Origin of the sequence: Brevundimonas sp. BH3, from assembly GCF_045345115.1 — a bacterium.
In the GTDB taxonomy this organism is placed as follows: domain Bacteria; phylum Pseudomonadota; class Alphaproteobacteria; order Caulobacterales; family Caulobacteraceae; genus Brevundimonas.
Genome location: NZ_CP150796.1, coordinates 1,943,381 through 1,958,787, shown reverse-complemented (window position 1 = coordinate 1,958,787; position 15,407 = coordinate 1,943,381). Strand labels below are relative to the sequence as shown.

At 58.4% G+C, this 15,407-nt stretch carries 18 protein-coding genes and 2 tRNA genes; 15 read left to right on the top strand and 5 right to left on the bottom strand.

What is annotated here, in order from left to right; all coding sequences use genetic code 11:
* The first annotated feature begins 1 nt into the window (after position 1).
* From WEU32_RS09630 to WEU32_RS09580, 11 genes are all read left to right on the top strand, one after another.
* A complete protein-coding gene (locus tag WEU32_RS09630) occupies positions 2-463 on the top strand; it encodes a UPF0262 family protein (RefSeq protein WP_312136626.1) in 462 nt (153 codons plus the stop codon).
* A 104-nt stretch (positions 464-567) separates the two neighbouring features.
* Positions 568-786, top strand: coding sequence for a translation initiation factor IF-1 (gene infA, locus WEU32_RS09625; RefSeq protein WP_003164348.1), 219 nt, complete (start codon positions 568-570; stop codon positions 784-786).
* A 9-nt stretch (positions 787-795) separates the two neighbouring features.
* Positions 796-1,392 carry a Maf family protein gene (locus WEU32_RS09620; RefSeq protein ID WP_406851738.1) on the top strand — a complete coding sequence of 199 codons (597 nt, stop codon included), beginning with the start codon at positions 796-798 and terminating at the stop codon, positions 1,390-1,392.
* A 3-nt stretch (positions 1,393-1,395) separates the two neighbouring features.
* Positions 1,396-2,406, top strand: a complete 1,011-nt coding sequence (locus tag WEU32_RS09615) for a ribonuclease E/G (RefSeq protein WP_406851737.1) — start codon at positions 1,396-1,398, stop codon at positions 2,404-2,406.
* The gene (locus tag WEU32_RS09610; RefSeq protein WP_406853428.1) at positions 2,407-2,574 is read left to right on the top strand and encodes a DNA gyrase inhibitor YacG; all 168 of its coding nucleotides are present in this window, start codon (positions 2,407-2,409) and stop codon (positions 2,572-2,574) included.
* 82 nt (positions 2,575-2,656) lie between these two features.
* Positions 2,657-2,732: transfer RNA gene (locus WEU32_RS09605), tRNA-Phe, on the top strand.
* Between the two features lie 467 nt (positions 2,733-3,199).
* Positions 3,200-4,114, top strand: coding sequence for a MotA/TolQ/ExbB proton channel family protein (locus WEU32_RS09600; protein ID WP_312136631.1), 915 nt, complete (start codon positions 3,200-3,202; stop codon positions 4,112-4,114).
* Positions 4,115-4,119: 5 nt separating this feature from the next.
* The gene (locus WEU32_RS09595; protein ID WP_312136632.1) at positions 4,120-4,548 is read left to right on the top strand and encodes a biopolymer transporter ExbD; all 429 of its coding nucleotides are present in this window, start codon (positions 4,120-4,122) and stop codon (positions 4,546-4,548) included.
* Positions 4,549-4,565: 17 nt separating this feature from the next.
* Entirely contained in the window at positions 4,566-5,282 is a 717-nt protein-coding gene (locus tag WEU32_RS09590) for an energy transducer TonB (RefSeq protein WP_406851736.1), read from the top strand.
* Positions 5,283-5,430: 148 nt separating this feature from the next.
* Positions 5,431-6,225, top strand: coding sequence for a M48 family metallopeptidase (locus WEU32_RS09585; RefSeq protein WP_406853427.1), 795 nt, complete (start codon positions 5,431-5,433; stop codon positions 6,223-6,225).
* Between the two features lie 94 nt (positions 6,226-6,319).
* A tRNA-His gene (locus WEU32_RS09580) sits at positions 6,320-6,396 on the top strand.
* A 78-nt stretch (positions 6,397-6,474) separates the two neighbouring features.
* On the opposite strand, the gene WEU32_RS09575 is transcribed toward WEU32_RS09580, so the two are convergent.
* Positions 6,475-8,343: a patatin-like phospholipase family protein gene (locus tag WEU32_RS09575; protein WP_406851735.1), complete on the bottom strand. Its 1,869-nt coding sequence runs from the start codon at positions 8,341-8,343 to the stop codon at positions 6,475-6,477.
* 87 nt (positions 8,344-8,430) lie between these two features.
* Between WEU32_RS09575 and WEU32_RS09570 the strand changes: the two genes are divergently transcribed.
* Positions 8,431-8,949 carry a hypothetical protein gene (locus WEU32_RS09570; protein WP_406851734.1) on the top strand — a complete coding sequence of 173 codons (519 nt, stop codon included), beginning with the start codon at positions 8,431-8,433 and terminating at the stop codon, positions 8,947-8,949.
* Between the two features lie 32 nt (positions 8,950-8,981).
* Positions 8,982-9,902: an enoyl-CoA hydratase-related protein gene (locus tag WEU32_RS09565; RefSeq protein WP_406851733.1), complete on the top strand. Its 921-nt coding sequence runs from the start codon at positions 8,982-8,984 to the stop codon at positions 9,900-9,902.
* 50 nt (positions 9,903-9,952) lie between these two features.
* On the opposite strand, the gene WEU32_RS09560 is transcribed toward WEU32_RS09565, so the two are convergent.
* From WEU32_RS09560 to WEU32_RS09545, 4 genes are all read right to left on the bottom strand, one after another.
* The gene (locus WEU32_RS09560) at positions 9,953-10,876 is read right to left on the bottom strand and encodes a cobalamin biosynthesis protein CbiG (RefSeq protein WP_406851732.1); all 924 of its coding nucleotides are present in this window, start codon (positions 10,874-10,876) and stop codon (positions 9,953-9,955) included.
* Between the two features lie 76 nt (positions 10,877-10,952).
* Complete coding sequence (locus WEU32_RS09555) at positions 10,953-11,516, bottom strand: hypothetical protein (protein ID WP_406851731.1); 564 nt, start codon at positions 11,514-11,516, stop codon at positions 10,953-10,955.
* Between the two features lie 3 nt (positions 11,517-11,519).
* Positions 11,520-12,305 carry an exodeoxyribonuclease III gene (gene xth, locus WEU32_RS09550; RefSeq protein ID WP_312136641.1) on the bottom strand — a complete coding sequence of 262 codons (786 nt, stop codon included), beginning with the start codon at positions 12,303-12,305 and terminating at the stop codon, positions 11,520-11,522.
* A gap of 105 nt (positions 12,306-12,410) precedes the next feature.
* The gene (locus tag WEU32_RS09545) at positions 12,411-13,430 is read right to left on the bottom strand and encodes a hypothetical protein (protein ID WP_406851730.1); all 1,020 of its coding nucleotides are present in this window, start codon (positions 13,428-13,430) and stop codon (positions 12,411-12,413) included.
* Positions 13,431-13,570: 140 nt separating this feature from the next.
* Here WEU32_RS09545 and WEU32_RS09540 point away from each other — a divergent pair, with 140 nt between their 5' ends.
* Complete coding sequence (locus tag WEU32_RS09540) at positions 13,571-14,644, top strand: MBL fold metallo-hydrolase (protein ID WP_406851729.1); 1,074 nt, start codon at positions 13,571-13,573, stop codon at positions 14,642-14,644.
* A complete protein-coding gene (locus tag WEU32_RS09535) occupies positions 14,641-15,402 on the top strand; it encodes an enoyl-CoA hydratase (RefSeq protein WP_406851728.1) in 762 nt (253 codons plus the stop codon). The genes WEU32_RS09540 and WEU32_RS09535 overlap by 4 nt, the downstream gene beginning before the upstream one ends.
* Positions 15,403-15,407: the final 5 nt, after the last annotated feature.

The following is a 15,407-nucleotide window of genomic DNA, read 5'->3' as shown; positions in this document are numbered from 1 at the left end:
GATGACTGTGGATCTGATCAAGATCGAGATCGATAATGGCAGCCTGCCTGCGCCGACCGCAGAGATCGAGCACGAACGCCGCGTGGCGATCTTTGACCTTGTCGAAGATAATGTATTCCAGCCTGAAGGCGGACAGGGCGGCCCATACGAACTGCGGCTGTCCTCGCAGGACAACCGTCTGGTGTTCGAGATTTCCGGTCAGGACTATACGCGCACGCATGCCATGTCCCTGACGCCGTTAAAGACGGTTATCCGTGACTATGGCCTGATCTGCGAAAGCTATTACGAGGCGCTGAAAGGTTCTTCGCCCAGCCAGATCGAGTCGGTGGATATGGGGCGTCGCGGCCTTCACAATGAAGGCGCTGAACTGCTGAAAAATCGCCTAGAAGGCAAGGTTGAGCTGGACAAGGAGACGTCGCGGCGTCTGTTCACGCTGGTTTGCGCCCTATATCGTCGTGGCTGAACTCGACTAATCAGAGAATTTGGTGCATTAGAGCGCCCTCCTATGAGTGGCTCGCGTCCAGCCCGCGCGAGCTTATTGCTGTTTCAACGGGCGAGAGAGGCCGCATGGCTAAGGAAGAACTACTTGAGTTCCCCGGCGTGGTCAGCGAACTGCTGCCGAACGCGACGTTCCGCGTGACGCTGGAAAACGATCACGAGATCATTGCTCACACTGCAGGCAAGATGCGTAAAAACCGCATTCGTGTTCTGGCGGGTGACAAGGTTCTTGTTGAAATGACCCCGTACGACCTGACCAAGGGTCGCATCACCTATCGCTTCAAGTAAGGACGCGGTTTGTCGCGTCCTGACGCACCGGCTCGGAGGCTGATTCTGGCCTCCTCGAGCCCGCGCCGGGTGGAGCTCCTAGCGCAGATCGGTATCACGCCCGATCAGATTGATCCCGCCGATATAGACGAAACCCCGCTAAAGGGCGAAATGCCTACTCGACTGGCCCAGCGTTTGGCCAGTTCAAAGGCTGCTGTTGTGGCAGAACGTCATCCCGATGATGTTGTTCTGGCCGCCGATACGGTTGTGGCCGTTGGTCGCCGCCTTTTGGAAAAGCCGGCCGACGAAGCCGAAGCGCGTCGTTTCCTCAAACTGTTATCCGGGCGCAATCATCGCGTCTTCACCGGTGTCGCTGTGGTTGCCCAAGGGCGCATGACATGGCGTGTGGTGGATACCCGCGTGACGTTCAAACACCTGTCCGATGCCGAGATCCACGCTTATGTCGCGTCTGGAGAATGGCAGGGCAAGGCTGGTGGATATGGAATTCAGGGCCGTGCCGCAGCCTTTGTGCAGCGCATAGTCGGTAGCCATCCTGCCGTAATGGGCTTGCCGCTCGTAGAGACGGCCAACCTGCTCTACGGCACTGGCTGGCATCCGGCAGCATAAGCGGTGGCCGGGCTGGAATTCTATCTCGACGAGATGCCCGGCGAAACCCGCGCTGTCGTCACGCAAAATGGCGACATCCACACTCTATATATAGAACGCGACAGTGATCGGCCTGAAAACCGGCTTGGAACGCAGTTGGTCGGTCGTGTGGTACGTGTCGAACCTGGTCTTAAGGCAGCCTTTATCGATACGGGTGCCGGCGAGCCGTTCGGGTTTATGTCGCTGCCCAAGGCAGTCCATTTGACCGAGGGGCAGAAGGTTCGCGTTCAGGTCACCGCAGAGATTCGGGAATCAAAAGGTCCGGCCCTCAAATATATGGGGGAAGGGCAGGGGGATGTCCGAATCCTTTCAGCCGGACCGTGTGTTGCAGAGATTTTACGCGATATGGCCGGAGGGCAAGCGATCATCACAGGGCTTCAGGCCGTGGAGATGTCGTTTCAGGCTGAGGAAGAAGTCCGCAGCACATCTGTGATACGGTCTGAGGTGGGTCTGGATCTGGCGATCCAGCGTACGCGCGCCCTGATCGCGGTCGATATCGACTATGCCCCCTTGCCCGGACGGGATTCGCGTAAAGGCCGCGAAGTCGTAAATCGTTTCGGTTTGAATGAGGCAGCGCGCCAGTTGCGATTGAAACACTGGGGCGGAATCATCGCCATTGATCTGGCAGGCGTCGCCTTTCAGGTCGATTCGATTCTAAATCTGGCTAAGGCCGTATTTGCAGGATGGAACGGTGTAGCGGTTGGGCCGCTGAGCCGCCTTGGTTTGTTGCAGATTTCTGTGCCTTGGACCTATACGCCGCTGGACGAGCGGCTGGCGCACAAAGATACGGCGATGCTTGATTCCCTTCGTCGCCTGCACCATGCGATACTCAGTGATAGGGCCACGCCTGTTTATGAGCTGGTTTGTGGTCCTGAATTTGGGAAAAAACTGGCTCCGTTCGTATATGCTCTTGGTCCGCGTGCGCGACTGGTAGCCAATGGTCCGTCCGGACAGTTCATTATCAGACAGGGATAAATCATGGCGAAGTGCCCGATTTGCCACCGCAACGAGACCGTGGAGCAATACAAACCCTTTTGTTCTCGCCGCTGTGCCGATGTTGATCTGCAGCGCTGGTTTTCGGGTAGCTATGCTATCCCAGCGGAAGAAGCAGAGATTGATGAAAAAGATCGTGGAATTGAGTGAATTAGCCTCTAGACAGGCCGAAACACTGCCCCTATAGACACACACCTCGCCGCGGCGCAGACGCCCGTAGCGAAGAGAAGATGCCCGGATAGCTCAGTTGGTAGAGCAGCGGATTGAAAATCCGCGTGTCGGTGGTTCGAATCCGCCTCCGGGCACCATCTTCTAGTATTTAATATAACAACAATACCCAAGCGCATCGCTTGGGTTTTTTTGTGGCTGTGAAGAATTGCCGCGAAATGGACACAATTAAGGTCAGGAATTTGTACGCAAATTGAGCGTAAACCTGCCGATATTATTGCGATTTTGTGTCATAAATAGCAAATTTATTGCGTTGTAGCGGTTCCGCCTCTCTTCAAACAGGTAAAAGCTATTTTCCGGCCTTGACGCTCAGGGAGGCGTTCGTCAAAGGGTCTTTAACCGCATTCCGGTCTTGCAGGGATGGGGGGGTGAGTTATTGTTCATCCCGCTATTCCGGCCATAGGCGCCTTAGGCGTAAGTTCGGGATACGGCGACAACCGGCGGGGGAGAAATCCGGCGGTGGTTAAGATTTCATTTGAGGGGCGTTCGACTGACGCGGGCGTCTCTTAGGTTCCACGAGTCAGACCAAAGCAGGAACTGGCGAAACATGCTCGATAGCAAGAAGACGAATATCCTCCTGGCCATGGCCGGCGCTGCCGTCCTTATGGCTGCTTCGCCGGCTCTGGCGCAGGACGCCGCTCCGGCCGCTCCGGCCGCCGCAGCCGCACCCGCCGCTGATGCAGCTGCCCCGGCTTCGACCGAAGCCCCGGCTGCCGATGCCGCCGCGACCGCCGAAGAACCGGCCTCGCTGAATGAATCCGTTGGCGGTGGCCACGGCAAGCTGACCCCGATCGGCATGTTCCTGATCGCTCACCCGGTTGTTAAGGTTGTGATGCTGGGCCTGGTCCTGGCTTCGATCGTGACCTGGACTCTGCTGCTGATCAAAATGGTTGAATTCGGTTCGCTGAAGAAAGCCACCAACAACTTCCTGGACGCCTTCCGCGGCGCCCGTACCATCGCTGACATCCGTCGCGTTGCTACTTCGGAAGAATTCGACGGTAACCCGCTGGCCGACATGGCTGCTGCAGCTACCGAAGAACTGGAAGTCTCGCGCCAAGCTGGCCTGGACGTTGCCGGTGCGCACCGCGGTTCGACCGTTGGTCGTATTGAAACCGCAGTTGCCGCTGTTCAGTCGACCATCGCAGGTCGTCTGTCGGGTGGCCAACAGTTCCTAGCTTCGGTCGGTTCGTCGGGTCCGTTCATCGGTCTGTTCGGTACCGTTTACGGCATCATGAACTCGTTCATCGGTATCGCCGAGTCGAACACGACCAACCTGGCTGTTGTTGCTCCGGGTATCGCTGAAGCTCTGCTGGCTACCGGTATCGGCCTCTTCGCCGCTATCCCGGCCGTTATCTTCTATAACTACTTCAGCACCAAGATTGCTGCTTACGGCACCCGCGCCGACGGCTTCCAGGCTGAACTGCTGAACACGGTCTCGCGTCAGCTCGACAAGGGAGCATAAGACGGATGGCCGCCAAACTTTCCGGTTCCGGCGGCGGCAAGTACACCGTCCAGGCGAACAGCGAAATTAATATCACGCCATTCGTGGATATTATGCTTGTTCTCCTGATCATCTTCATGGTGGCGGCTCCGCTCGCCACTGTGTCGGTGCCGGTGGAACTTCCTCGTGCCGTCGCACCGCCGGCTCCGAATCCGCCTAAGCCCATCTTCATCTCCATTCAGGATGATGGCGATGTGTATGTCGGTGACTTCAAAACGTCGGTGGCGACCCTGGGTGAAGACCTTAAGGGCCAGATCGGCAACCGTTCGCCTGACGAAGAGCGGATTTTCATCCGTGGTGACCAACAAACCCGCTATGGCAATTTCATGCAGGTCATGAATGCTTTGCAGGATAATGGTTTCTACAGCGTCGCACTCGTCGGCAACGAACAGTAAGGGGGCTAGGTTTAACTATGACAGCTGAACCTACTCAGCATAGAAACCCCCTGATCGATGCTCCGCGGAAGAAGAAAAAACTTTCGACGGGCGCGATTGTCGGTATCGCGGCTTCGGTGATCGTTCACGCCCTGGCAGGTCTGTACCTGTACAAGGCGAAGTTCGAAATCCAGCCGTTCGATTACGTCGATGAAGCCGTCGATGTGGAGTTGATCGAGATGGCACCTCCGCCACCTCCGCCGCCTCCGCCTCCGCCGCCTCCGCCGACGGATCAACCGCCGCCGCCGAAGCTTCAGGTGCGTGAGCCGGTGATTACGGACATGGCGCCGCCTGTGACGGTAAACGTCGAGCCGGTGAAGAAGGATGAACGTCGTGAATACGAAGGTCCTCCGGTAATCACCCAATCGCCGCCGCCGCCGCCGGCACCTCCGGCTCCGCCGAAGGCTACGGTGATCACGAATCCGAGCTGGTCGCGTCCGCCGCGTCCGACGGAACGTGACTTCCCGCAACGTGCTATGGACCGTGGTGTCAGTGGCTACGCTGTTGTGGAATGTACGGTTACGCCAAGCGGTCGTCCTGAAGGCTGCCGTGCGATTGACGAAAGTCCGTCGGGCATGGGCTTTGGTGCTGCCGCAGTTCGTATCGTTCAACGCGGTCAACTTTCGCCGCGTACCGTTGACGGTGCTGCACAGAACGCAAAGTTCACCGTGCGTGTTCCGTTCAACCTCGACTAAGTCGAGATCGAACGAGACTGAAAAAGTTAGAGCGCTCCGGGTTTGCCCGGGGCGCTTTTTCTTTTGATAAAGTTCGCAGACGGCACCGCTGTGACCCTTCATGCGTTTAGAACTGCGATTTGAAAACTATCCGAGCCGGAGCTTTATGATGGTCAATCTTATGATTTTAAAACCGGTGCAAAGTGCGCGTGAGGCAGGGCATCGTACACGCAAGGTAATCTTAGCGCTTACGGGGGCAGCTGCACTGGCCGGTTGCGCGTATAATGACACTCTTGGCCGCAATCAGTTGGTCATTGTGGATGATAGTGCGCTCATCCAGGCATCCGAGGCGGCTTGGCGACAGACCCTGCAAACCCAGAAGATTTCAAACGATCGTGCCATGAACGAGCGAGTGCGCCGTGTCGGGGATCGCTTGGTACAAGCAGCGGGGCTTCAAAACCGTACATGGACCTATGCCGTTTTCGATGATTCTACACCGAACGCCTTTGTCTTGCCGTCAGGGCATATGGGCGTAACAACCGGCTTGCTGCGACTGGTGCAAAATGATGACCAGCTGGCGACGGTCATAGGCCATGAGGTTGCTCACGTTATTGGTCGCCACGCGGCAGAGCGCAGTAGCACCAGCGGGCTGACACAGTTGGCCTTGGGCGCGTTACAGAGCGGGGCAGGGGACTATGGACAGGCCGTCGGCGGTCTTGGTGGCATTGGCGCGCAATTGGGCATCCTGCTGCCCTTCTCCCGCAAGCACGAACTGGAAGCTGACCGTCTGGGCGTGGACTACATGGTGCGCGCGGGTTATCGCGCGAGCGAATCTATCGCCCTGTGGCAATTGATGGCTGCGGCACAGAATCGGGCAGGGCGTCCAGAGTTTGCTTCGACCCACCCCTCGGACCAGACCCGTATTGCAGCTTTGCAGGCCTATATTATCGAGCGGGGCTACTGATTTTCAGCGATAACAAAGAAATAGATGCGTTTGATGAAAAGTTCTCTTGAATCAAACGCTGAGGCTCGCTAGAGAAACCGCCTCGCAGCGATGTGCAGCCTTAGCTCAGTTGGTTAGAGCGCCGGTTTGTGGAGCCGGAGGTCCTCAGTTCAAACCTGAGAGGCTGTACCATTCCACCGCTTAACGGCGGTGACGCGAATAAAGGGACCGGATGCAGCCTTGGCTCATCCGGTCCTTTTGCGTTCGGGCCTAGTTTTCTGCAGTCTCTTGCGGCTTGCGCTGGGGCAACAGGCGGGCCAGTGCCGAGCGGATAGGGGACGGGGTAGTGTGGTGAGGGGCTGTCGTGACCTGCGGCGTATAGGGCTTGGGGGCGGGGCGTCGTAGATCGGCTACAGGTCTATCCAGCTGGTCCAGTGCTTCGTTGGCGGCTTTCTGGCCAGCCATGACGCCCGCATCAAAAGCTTTCCATTCGCGGATGTCGATGCCTTCAGGCTTGGGCATGATCAGGACATCGGTTTCAGCGCGGGCTTCGGCCAGTTCAGCACTGGTGGACAATGTAGCGGCGCGCATCAGGATGGATACAATAGGTGGGCCCTGTTTCCAGGCTCCGGACATGATCCAGCGCCACCAGGATGGAGGGTTTTCCAGTTGCTCGGCATTCACGCCACGCGTTTGGGAAACATCACTGCCGATCATCGGGCCACGGTTGAACCGGCGCATGACATCGCTGGGGAAATTTCTGAGAACGGCCCCGTCCACCAATACCTGTCCATTATTTACAAAGGGCGGGATGACCCCAGGAATGGCTACGGTTGCCCGCATGGCATGTCTCAGAAGGCCTTCACGGTGTACTTCGACCTGTCCAGTTGTCAGGTTTGTGGACACCGCAAAAAAGGGCAGGGCCATATCCTCGATGGTGTCATCACCAAAGGTCGTGTTCAGCAGCCGCGACAGTTTTCCCGCCCTTGTCATGGCTATGAGTGGGAAGGCTATGTCAGAGAGAGGATCGCTATGGACAAAAACGTCTTTGATCCGCTGTTCCATATGGTCTTGTGTCCAACCGAGAGCAGGGCCGGCACCGATGAGCGCCCCCATGGATGACCCCCCGATGAAATCGACTGGAATATTGGCCGCTTTGAGCGCTCTGAGGACGCCGATATGGGCATAGGCCCGTGCGCCGCCGCCTGAAAGTACCAGCCCGACCGAAGCGCCTGTCAGAATGCGGGCAATGCGTTCAACATCGGCGGGTTGGTTCTCTACGCAATGGAACCAACGTCCGGGGGCCATGGCCTTCAACCAGGGCTGGCATGGTGTACGCAGGGACAGAGGCTTTTCTGACAGCAGGATCAGGTCGGTAAGCTGATGCACCAGTTCGCTGTCGCCATTGCGGCGGGCAGGGTCAGGCGGCGGACAGTTGTCGGGATCTCCGACGATAAAAAGACGATCTACCTGACGCGCACAGAGATTGGCCCATAAGGGGTCCCCTGTTTCGGCGATATAAAGCACGAAGTCGTGGCTGTCCTCGATGCGGGAAAACCAGTCCGTGGCGCGTGTCATGGCGTTGCGGTCGATGATGCGCGCGCGATAGCCCTGCGTTTCAACGGCCTTGTGAACGGCATCTACGAATGGGCGTATGGGCTGGCTGCGGGCCGAAACAAAGCCGAACACCGTGGGAACGTCATTGTCGCCTTTCTGCCGAGCGCGGCGGATCATAACCCGCGCGACATCGGCCATCAGGTCGGGATGCTGACGAACCATCTCGAAAAAAGCGGCGCGAGGCAGGGCAATGATTTCGCTGTCTCGCAGGGCGACCACATTGGATGTGTGGGTCGTGTCGGCCAGCATGGCCATTTCACCGACGGGCGTGCCGGGGTGAACGACGCCGATAAATTCGGGTGGCTGGCCCTCACGCGGTGTGAAGACGCCGAGCCGACCCGATTGCAGAACATAAAACGTATCGGCCGGATCACCCTCCGAAAACAGGCGGTCGCCTTCGGTCAACGCAAACCAGCTGGCTCTAGGGTCCAGATCATCAGCGAGAATACGCGCCAGTGTGACGTCCAGCGCATCGGGGGCTGTATCCGCTTCGAAATGTGATCCGGTTGACGTCACAGGCATAAAAACCTTTCTTGCGGCGGTAAGTTTGGCAACCTGATGTGAGCCTAGACCTTTTATCTGAAGCTTACGTTGTTGTGGGGACGATTTATGAAAACCAATCTTTTGCGGTCCGTGGCCATTATCATGTCTGTGGGACTGGTATCGGCCTGTGCGCAGGGCGAAGAGGGGGCGAACGCTGCTGTGGCATCTGATGAAATGTCCCGTGCTCAAAGCAGTGATGCGGCTGGCATAACGACAGCGGGACAAGTCGTAACCGTTCCTGTTTCTGCAGCCGAGGAAGAAGCGGCAGGAGGACCGGCAGTGGCGGTGTTTCCGGCGGCGTTCCGTGGCAACTGGGACTATAACGAAAACGGCTGCGGTGCAGGCGAGAGTGGCACCCGCTTCCGTATCACTGCCAGCGAGGTCAAGGGTTACGAGGATACTTCCAAGCTTCAGGCCATCGAGATCATTGACGATCTGACGGTGCGTGTCGTCATGGAAAACGAGTCTGCGGAAGGTACAGAGGTTTTGACCCAGACTTGGCGTCTGTCGCCAGTGGCAGGCATTAACCTGCGGATGGAAACCGGCGGTAAAACTATTCGCGCCTTGCGGTGTGATCCTGTCTAATGGCGCAAACCAGATTTAACGGACTTTGATTCATGTCAGACCCCCACGATCCGTCCAACGATCTTCCCAGCGAAGAAGACCTGAACGCCCTCGACATCACCGATGCCGAGGCCGCCGAAATCAACCGTATCGCCCAGCCTCTGGTCGCCGAAGCCGCGCCGGATGCGGATACCGATCTGGTGCTGATCGAAAGCCTGCCGTCGGGTGTGGTGTTCATCACTATCAACCGCCCGCAGAAAAAGAACGCCTTCAATGCCGAGGTGATTGCGGGCCTGTACGAAGCCTTCGAGACCCTGCACGGGGCGGACCATGTGCGTGTGGTCTTTATTCGTGGTGCGGGTGGCACCTTCTGTGCCGGTGCCGATCTGGGCTGGATGCGCGATGCGGCTGACTGGTCGGAAGGCGAGAACCGCGAAGACGCCATGGGTCTGGCCAAGATGCTCAAGGCGCTGCACGAAGTGCCGGCCCTGACCGTGGCTCTGGTCGAAGGGGCAGCCATGGGCGGCGGTGCGGGCCTTGTGGCTGCCTGCGACATGGCTGTGGCCGTGGACGATGCCCGCTTTGCCTTCTCGGAAGTGAAGCTGGGCCTCATTCCGGCAACCATCGCCCCCTATGTCATCGAGGCGATTGGTGCGCGTCGTGCGCGTCAGTTGTTCCTGACGGCCAATATCTTTGATGCCGACTATGCCGCCCATGCCGGTCTGATCGACATGGTTGTGCCGTCCGAACATCTGGACGAGTTCATCTCGATGGTGGTCGACAGCCTCAGCGCCAATGCGCCGGGCGCTATGGGCGATGCCAAGCGTCTGGTGAATGATGTTGCAGGCCAGGAAATTGACCAGCGCCTTCTCGAAGACACAGCCAAGCGCATTGCGCGGGCGCGTGTGTCCAAGGAAGGGCAGGAGGGCGTAAAGGCCTTCCTCGACAAGCGCACGCCCTATTGGGCTGAATGAGCCTGTTGTTGGCAGATATGGAAAAGGGGGCCGGTTGGCCCCCTTTTTTGTTAGTTGATCCCGAGGATCCAGCCTTCTTCGTTTTCGACCTTGTCGATAGTCTTGGCCGAGGTCTTGGCCGGAGGAGCAAAGGCTTTTTGCAGTTGGCCCTCGTCATCCATCACGGCAAAGGCTTCGGCGGCCGTTCGGACTTCGGACTGGGTCTTGTATTCCTTCACGCCGTCGGCGTTTTCCAGACGGGTGGCCTTGAACATGGCGGGCAGGACCTCGACCACGAGGGTCGAGAGCGGTGCCAAGTCTTCTTCGCCAAGTTCACGCCAGCCCGTGCCAAACGGCCAGATGGCAGCGGACGTGCCCAGCTTGTCTATCAGGCGACGCAGCATGGGCACACCCACCAGCGTCAGGCCGCCGATGGCACCGGCACCGTGCATTTGCCACACGCTCTTGGCGGGCAGTTTTTTCTTGAGGCCAGCCTCTTCGGTCAGACGGAATTCGGGAATATCGACACCGGCATCTTCAGGCGGCTTGGTCGAGGTCAGCCAACGCTGGGCCTGAGACGCGGGCGCACCCCAGAATGGCCACGGCTGGTCCGTCATTAGGCGGTTCATCTTGGCGGCGACCTGATAACGGTTATTGGTGTTATCGGCCTTGTCCACGATATTGGCGGACAGGAACTTGCCCATAGCCTCCCACGGGCGTCCTTCCAGCTTGAGCAGGGCCGAGGTACCGGCCGGGAAGCCGAAATCAAAATCCAGACCCAGCATTACACGGTCACCGCGCTTGCGGTGTTCGGTCAGCAGATGCTCCAGCAGAGCCTCGCCTTCTGCGCGCGTGGCGACATTGTGGGTCTCTGTGTAGAGGCGGAAGCGAACATCGCGCTTGGCAACGCCAATCCACAGTGTCTGGTCCCCGAGTTTTTTACCCTCGGCGGCGGTCCATTTGGCGATGATGTAAGCGTCGAACAATCGGGCCACTTTGGGCTCCATTGATAATAGTCGTTGAGATTTTACCGCTATTTCTAGCGGTGCGTGTATGGCGGGTGAAGGGCAGTTATGCCGCGACGGCCGCTTGAATATGGGCCAACCAGCGACGGGCTAAACGTAACCCTTCATTAGCTGACCCTGTCTGGCGTGGACCGGACACCATCTGCCCCGCTGGGGCGGTATCGGGTAAGGGTGCGGACCAGTTGGCCCGCCAAAGACTGACTTCGAACTCGGGACAATGTGCATCACGGAACATCAGGCGCAAAATGACGCTATCGGCATCATCGACCAAGATTTCCAGATCCTTGCGGCCCAGATGGCGACGAACGCGTCCGACCACATGACCATCCACAATAACTTCTGCCCCTTCGATTTCTTCGAAGTCGAATACCAGACCGATTGCCCCGCGATTCCACAGGACGGCCAGTTGTTTGTTGTCCAGATCAAGCCCGGCGGCCTTGCCTTCGGAAGGGGCGACAGCGTGCATGTCCGGCCCTCCTGTAAGGGCAGACTTCATAGCTCTGCGCAGTCGCCGCTCGGATTCCATCCACCACGATAGAAACAGGAAGGTCGTGGTTGCAAAGGCGGCGATCAGGGCGACCAGTAATATGGCCCTGAACGTCTCCTCCATGGCTCATCCCTCCAGATCAAGGTCCACGACCACAGGCACATGGTCACTAGGCTTTTCCATATCGCGAGCGTCACGGTGGGTTTCAATAGCCCGGAACCGGTCGGCTGCTTGGGAGGAGAGTAGGGCGTAATCAATACGGATACCATTGTTCCGTTGCCATGCCCCTGCTTGATAGTCCCAGAAGGTGTAGGTGCCCTTGGCCTCCTTGCCGAGGTCATGGGCATCACTGAAGCCCAGCCATTTCAGCGCGTTCAGAGCGGCGCGAGTTTCCGGCTGAAACAGGGCGTCATTGACCCATTCATCGGGCTTGGCGGCATCTTCCGGTGTCAGGATGCAGTTATAGTCACCGCATAAGGCCAGCGGCTCCTCATAGGACAAAAGCCCTTTGGCGTGGTCGTGCAGACGTTGAAACCAGTTCAGCTTGTAGGGGAATTTCTCGGTATCGATCGGGTTGCCGTTCGGCAGGTAGATCGAGGCCACGCGCACAGGTTTAGGAGCTTCGATTAGGGCCTCGATATAACGGGCCTGTTCGTCGCTTTCGTCACCGGGCAAGCCGCGCACGATATCCGACATCGGGAATTTGGACAGCAGCGCAACGCCGTTATAGCTCTTCTGCCCATACGTCTCGACATTATAGCCAAGGCTTTCAAAGGCCTCGCGCGGGAATTTCTCGTCGACGCATTTGATCTCCTGAAAACAGGCGACATCGGGTTGAGCGGATTCAAGCCACGCCAGCACGGTAGGCAGGCGGGCATTGACCGAGTTCACGTTCCAGGTGGCTATACGCATAAGCTCGAGATTAGGCCGTCAGCGGCCTGTCCGATAGAGGGCAAAAAGAAAACGCCGCCGGGGTGATCCCCGACGGCGCTTTGGGTGACGTAAGCGAACCGTGGGTTATGCAGCCGGAGAGGTGTTGTTCTGCGGAGCAGCAGCCGTCAGCTTGCAGCCGTCGCCGATCTTTTCGGCTTCCGAGCACGGATAGACTTCCTGGATGGCCTTGGCGGCATCGAGGCGGGTGATGAAGCCTTCGGCTCCGTTACAAGCCGCTTCATAGAAGGAGCCGTTCGGGTTGGAACCCATATAGCGGACATTGTTGATGTCGCAGGCAGCGGTTTTCTCGTTGGCGGCGAGCCAGGTCTTCACCGTGGCCAATTGTTCCGGCTTGGTGGTGAAGTCACAGCTTACATTGGCATTGGCCAGTTCGAGGCAGGAAGCCACTTCCCAGCCTTCGCCAGCACGATTGATGCGATAGCCATCGGCTCCGTCGCAACCGATTTCATAGACCGAAGTCTTGCCCTTGCGGCCGACAATCGTGCCTTGGTCCACGGTGCAGGCAATACCGGCCTCTGCAGACATGGCTGCAAAGATCTGGATGAAGTTCTGGTTGGCAGGCAGATCGCATTTCGGCGGCGGTGCGGCTTCGGCCGAGGCCGCTACGGCGCGGTCGTGGGTGACCTGTGCCTCGATGCACTCGATGAAGATGGGTTCGATAGCGGGCTTGGGTTGACCGGCTTCGTCGGTGCTGGCGGCCAGACCGGTCAGCGAAAGATAACCGAAACCATTGGCGCAGACGACTTCGTACATGCTGCGTGTGTCAGGGGTCTGACCGCGCAGATTGGCCTCGGTCATCTGGCAGGGTACGCTATTGGCAGCAAACAGTTGCTGGGCAGCGGCGAGGTTTTCCTCGGGCGTCGGCAGGGCCGGTGCAACTGGTTGTTGTTGCTGTTGGTTGCGGTTCTGGCGACCTGAAACGCGGCCACGTGGTGCTCGGTTCGATTGGTTTTGGTCAGTGACAACGCGATCTTCCGGATGAGCAGTTTGGCCAGAATAGGCAAACGCCGACACTGGCGAGAGGGTCATCAGGGCCATAGCGGCGGCAACGCACATGGCGTGTGATTTGGTACGGTGGGTCACTGGGTTGTTCCTCGCCTCTGTAATGTTGCCAGAGCCTTGGCGCTCCACAGTGGTGTGGTCAAGATCAGAAATCGGCGAAGACTGGACCCGAGGCGCAAATTCTGACAAGTCGATAGGCAAGTTTTGATTGGAGACGGACCTTGGCGGGCGGCGCACCCATATCGCTGGAGCGGACCGAGCGGGGATTGACCTATCCTCAGCCCGCCTTGCCCCTGCACGGAGAGGCGGTGACGGTCGCGGACGGCGTATTGTGGATGCGCATCGCCATGCCGATCGCGCTGGACCATATCAATGTCTATGCGATTGCCGATGGTGACGGCTGGGTTCTGGTGGATACCGGCTTGAACACGCCGACAACGCACGATGCATGGGAAAAAATCATGGCTGGCCCTTTGCAGGGCAGGCCGGTTCATCGCCTGATTGTCACGCACCTTCACCCCGACCATATCGGGGCGGCGGGATGGTTGTATGAAAAGACAGGCGCGCCCTTGCTGATGTCGCGCCTCGAATATGTGTGTGCCCGCATGTATGTGGGCGAGGATGCGCTCGGCCCTACAGCCGAAGCGGAGACATTCTTCCGTCGTCAGGGGTGGGACGATGAAGCCATTGCGCGTTGGAAAAAAGGTTTTGGTCGTTTCAGCCGCAGCATCTCGCCAATCCCGCCACAGTTTACCCGCCTGCAGGAAGGCGAGGTTCTGACGATCGGTGGCCGCGAGTGGACGGTGGTGATCGGAGAGGGGCATAGCCCCGAACATGTTTGCCTGTGGCGCAAGGACGATGACGTGTTCATCGCCGGTGACCAGATCTTGCCGAAAATCTCGTCCAATATCGGCGTATGGGATACCGAGCCCAATGGTGATCCGCTCAAGGACTGGCTGCTGTCTCTGGCGGCGCTGAAAGAGCGTCTGCCGTCCGGTCTTCTTGTGCTGCCATCGCACGGAGAGCCGTTCTATGGCGTGACGACGCGGCTGGATACCCTGCTGCGCGGGCACGAGGTGGGCTTGAAGCGTTTGATGCGCTCGCTGCAACAGAAATGCAGAACGATTGATGTGTTCGGGGCCTTGTTTGCCAGACAGATCGGTCCCGAGCTTTTGGGTATGGCGACCGCAGAATCTCTGGCACACCTGAACTATCTGGAAGGGCAGAGCCGAGCGGTTCGTGAAACCGATGAAAATGGCGTTGAATGGTGGTCCGCTGTGGAGGGAACACAATGACCGAGTTTGTTAAAACCTATGTAGAAGACAGCGTCCTTCACATCGTGATGGACCGTGCCGACAAGAAGAACGCCATCACCCAGGCCATGTATCTGGCCATGACCGAGGCGCTGGTCGGGGCCCGCACAGATGACAGCGTCCGTGTGGTCATGATCGGGGCCAATGGCGATAATTTCTCGGCTGGGAACGACATTGCCGACTTTATGCAACTGGGTCAGGGCGAAGGCAGCCTGACCGACAGCGACGTGTTCCGCTTCCTCAAGGCGCTGGCCGATCTGGACAAGCCGCTGGTGGCGGCGGTGCGTGGTCGCGCGGTCGGTGTGGGTCTGACCATGCTGCTGCACTGTGACATGGTTGTGGTAGCTAAGGACGCGCAACTGTCGGCACCGTTCATCAATCTGGCTCTGGTGCCGGAAGCGGCTTCGACCCTGTTGTTGCCGCGCGTGCTGGGGCATGCGCGTGCGTTCGAGCTGTTTGCTTTGGGTGAGCCAATTGATGGCTCGCAGGCCTGCGACTGGGGTCTGGCCAACCGCGCCGTTCATGCCAGTGTGGTGGATACGGTGGCCGTTGAGCTGGCACTGCGTCTGGCCGAGCGTGCGCCCAATGCCATCCGTCAGACCAAGGGTCTGATGCGCGATGCGGGGGCGATGTGGGAGCTGATGCTGCGCGAAGGGGAAATCTTCTCGGCACAGATGCGTAGCCCCGAGGCCGTCGAAGCCTTCTCGGCCTTCATGCAAAAACGCAAGCCGAGCTTCTAAGGCGG

Coding starts and splice junctions, on each gene's coding strand:
- WEU32_RS09575 (WP_406851735.1), bottom strand. CDS start 8,343: ATGCCTGTGACGTCAACCGGATCACATTTCGAAGCGGATACAGCCCCC.
- WEU32_RS09555 (WP_406851731.1), bottom strand. CDS start 11,516: ATGGAGGAGACGTTCAGGGCCATATTACTGGTCGCCCTGATCGCCGCC.
- infA (WP_003164348.1), top strand. CDS start 568: ATGGCTAAGGAAGAACTACTTGAGTTCCCCGGCGTGGTCAGCGAACTG.
- WEU32_RS09600 (WP_312136631.1), top strand. CDS start 3,200: ATGCTCGATAGCAAGAAGACGAATATCCTCCTGGCCATGGCCGGCGCT.
- WEU32_RS09630 (WP_312136626.1), top strand. CDS start 2: ATGACTGTGGATCTGATCAAGATCGAGATCGATAATGGCAGCCTGCCT.
- WEU32_RS09595 (WP_312136632.1), top strand. CDS start 4,120: ATGGCCGCCAAACTTTCCGGTTCCGGCGGCGGCAAGTACACCGTCCAG.
- WEU32_RS09535 (WP_406851728.1), top strand. CDS start 14,641: ATGACCGAGTTTGTTAAAACCTATGTAGAAGACAGCGTCCTTCACATC.
- WEU32_RS09590 (WP_406851736.1), top strand. CDS start 4,566: ATGACAGCTGAACCTACTCAGCATAGAAACCCCCTGATCGATGCTCCG.
- WEU32_RS09570 (WP_406851734.1), top strand. CDS start 8,431: ATGAAAACCAATCTTTTGCGGTCCGTGGCCATTATCATGTCTGTGGGA.
- WEU32_RS09565 (WP_406851733.1), top strand. CDS start 8,982: ATGTCAGACCCCCACGATCCGTCCAACGATCTTCCCAGCGAAGAAGAC.
- WEU32_RS09585 (WP_406853427.1), top strand. CDS start 5,431: ATGGTCAATCTTATGATTTTAAAACCGGTGCAAAGTGCGCGTGAGGCA.
- xth (WP_312136641.1), bottom strand. CDS start 12,305: ATGCGTATAGCCACCTGGAACGTGAACTCGGTCAATGCCCGCCTGCCT.